Below are 2986 nucleotides of genomic sequence, written 5' to 3' on the forward strand. Positions count from 1 at the left end.
GACTTGCCCACCGGCTTGCACGCCAGCGAACGCGCCCGATCCATGGTGCAGGCCTACAACCAAACACGCCCTTTGAGCGCGGCCGAGCGCGATTTGTTGCCTGCCCTTTTGCGCGCAGGGGCTTTGCGTTTTTGGATTTCACGCCTGTGGGACTACCATCTGCCACGCGAAGCCACCATGCTCACCCCCCACGACCCGACCCATTTCGAGCGCGTTTTGCGCGGTCGGGTGCAACAGCCCATTTCCCTGTCCGACCTCTTCTGAACACCATGAATTTGAAAATCGTTCCCGCCAAAACTGGCCTCAAATGGGTGAGCCAAGGCATGAGCACCTTTTGGCGTCAGCCCCTGGCCCTGTCAGGCCTGTTTTTTCTATTCATGACCACGGTCTCCATCGTGTCGATCGTGCCCTTCGTGGGTGGCGCCCTGGCGCTGATCATCTTGCCCGCATTGACGCTGGGCATGATGGCCGCGACCCAGAGCGCCAGCGATGGCAAGTTCCCCATGCCCAGCGTGCTGTTTGTGGCCTTCAAGGCCGGACCACACCGCCAGGCCATGCTCCAACTCGGGGGGCTTTACGCTGTGATTTTTTTGGTGGTCATGTTCTTGTCCACCCTGGCCGACGGCGGCACCTTTGCCAAGGTCTACTTTGGCGGCGAGGCCATGACGGCCGAAGTGGTCACGGCCGACTCTTTTCAGAACGCTTTGTGGGTGTCAATGCTGTTTTATGTGCCGCTGTCCATGATGTTTTGGCACGCCCCCGCCTTGGTCCATTGGTATGGCATGCCGGCTGTGAAGAGCCTGTTTTTCAGCTTCGTGGCCTGCTGGCGTAACCTGCGTGCCTTTGTGGTTTACGTGTTTGCCTGGGGCGTGATTTTCATGACAGTCGGTGTGTTGGCCTTGGTCATCAGCAGCCTCATGGGCAATCCCGGCTTGATGACGGCCACCTTCATGCCATTGGCGCTGATGGTGGCGGCCATGTTCTTTACCTCGATGCTGTTTTCGGTGCGCGACTGCTTCTCGACCGATGTCTACGACGAGCCGCCCGCCAGCGCGGATCGGCCCGGTTAAAAAACTGAACTGCTCAATGGTGGTGCCCGTGTGCGCCATGTGCATGCCGATGCGTCACCTCATCGGCTGAGGCGGCACGCACCTCCAGCACCTTCAGGCTCAGCGTCAGGTGCTGCCCGGCCCAAGGGTGGTTGCCGTCCAGAATCACCTTGTCGCCCTTGATTTTGAGCACATTGAACACTTGCTCTTGCCCATCAGGCGTGCGCCCGCGCAGCTGGCCACCCACTTTCACACCCGGTGGAAACTCGCTTTTGGGGATGGTCTGAACCAGGCTTTCGTCGCGCTCGCCAAAGGCGTCGGCCGGGGCCAGTTTCAAAGTGGTGGCAAAGCCCACTTCCTGGCCTTCGAGCGCGGCTTCGATTTTGGGGAAGGTGTTGTCGTAGCCGCCGTGCAAATACGAGGTCGGCTCTTGCACCTTGTCCAGCAACTGGCCTTGGGCGTTGGTCACTTTGTACTGCATGGTCACGACGGTGTCTTGGGTGATTTTCATGGGAACTTTCAGGAGGAAATCAAAGGGTGATCGGGCGCAAAAAGCCTCAAACCACCGTCAGTTTGGCCACGCTCAGCGCCAGCCATTTCACGCCATGGCGTGGGAAATTGACCTGGGCACGGGCATCGCCCCCCACGCCCTCCACCGCCAACACTTTGCCTTCGCCAAACTTGGTGTGGAAGACTTGTTGGCCTGCGGTGATGCCGTGTTCAGGCGCGGCCTTTTGCACAGGAACAGGCGGCCTTTTGTAGGTCTCAGTGCTCAGGCTGCTTTGGCCCCAAGCCGGGCGGGCATGGCGATTGAAGGCTGGGGTTTGCGGCCAACCGCCGCCCGAGGACCCAGCGCCAGCGCTGCCACCACCCGCGCTGCCCAGGTTCGAGAATCCGCCACTTTTGGGCGTGACCCATTTCAGGCATTCTTCGGGCAACTCTTCCAGAAAGCGGCTTTTCAGGTTGTAGCGGGTCTGGCCGTGCAGCATGCGGGTTTGCGAATGGCTCAAATACAAACGCTTGCGGGCGCGGGTGATGGCCACGTACATCAGGCGGCGCTCTTCCTCCAGGCCGTCAAAATCGTTCATCGCGTTTTCGTGCGGAAACAGGCCTTCTTCCAGACCGGTGATGAACACCGCGTCAAACTCCAGACCCTTGCTGGCGTGCACCGTCATCAACTGCACCGCGTCTTCACCGGCCTGCGCCTGGTTGTCGCCCGCCTCCAGCGAAGCATGGGTGAGGAATGCCGCCAGCGGGCTCATGATCACGCCGTCTTCGCTGAAGTCGTCAATGTTGCCCAAACCCGCGTCGGCTGAAGCGCTCACGCCCTGACTGGCCGGGCTTTGCGACAAACCTTGCGGCATGGCCACCGCACTGCGCCCAAAACCTTCTTGAGTGACAAAGCTCTCGGCGGCGTTGACCAATTCTTCCAAGTTTTCCACCCGGTCGGCACCTTCTTTTTCGGCGCGGTAGTGGGTCACCAAGCCCGTCTTGTCCAGCACCAAGTCGATGATCTCGCGCAGCGTGAGCCCTTCGGTCTGCTCGCGCAGCACATCGACCATGGCCACAAACGCGGCCAGATTGGCCCCGGCCTTGCCCTTGGTGGCGCTCACCGCGTCGTGCAATGAGCAGCCTGCGGCGCGAGCGGCATCTTGCAATTGCTCGATGCTTCGTGCGCCGATGCCGCGTGGCGGAAAGTTGACCACCCGCAAAAAGCTGGTGTCGTCGTTGGGGTTCTCCATCAGGCGCAGGTAGGCCAGCGCGTGCTTGATTTCGGCGCGTTCAAAAAAGCGCAAACCGCCATACACGCGGTACGGAAACCCGGCGTTGAACAGCGCGGTTTCGAGCACCCGGCTTTGCGCGTTGCTGCGGTAGAGCAGCGCCACTTCCTTGCGCTCAAAGCCGTCTTGCTTGACCAACTGGCGCAGCTCTTCCAC

Annotated in this window: 3 protein-coding genes and 1 pseudogene; 2 read left to right on the top strand and 2 right to left on the bottom strand. The window is 60.6% G+C overall.

Annotation, left to right across the window (positions count from 1 at the left end):
• Positions 1-264 (top strand): annotated as a pseudogene (locus Q0341_RS05410) (homoserine kinase); the annotation flags it as partial.
• A 5-nt stretch (positions 265-269) separates the two neighbouring features.
• A complete protein-coding gene (locus tag Q0341_RS05415; protein ID WP_299511060.1) occupies positions 270-1070 on the top strand; it encodes a BPSS1780 family membrane protein in 801 nt (266 codons plus the stop codon).
• Between the two features lie 13 nt (positions 1071-1083).
• Here Q0341_RS05415 and Q0341_RS05420 read toward each other — a convergent pair whose 3' ends face one another.
• Positions 1084-1560 carry a peptidylprolyl isomerase gene (locus Q0341_RS05420; RefSeq protein ID WP_299511062.1) on the bottom strand — a complete coding sequence of 159 codons (477 nt, stop codon included), beginning with the start codon at positions 1558-1560 and terminating at the stop codon, positions 1084-1086.
• Positions 1561-1606: 46 nt separating this feature from the next.
• Positions 1607-2986, bottom strand: a 1380-nt coding sequence (locus tag Q0341_RS05425; RefSeq protein WP_299511063.1) for a 3'-5' exonuclease, incomplete at its 5' end; no start/stop codon positions are given.

The organism is uncultured Limnohabitans sp. (genome assembly GCF_937889215.1).
Lineage (GTDB): Bacteria > Pseudomonadota > Gammaproteobacteria > Burkholderiales > Burkholderiaceae_C > Limnohabitans_A.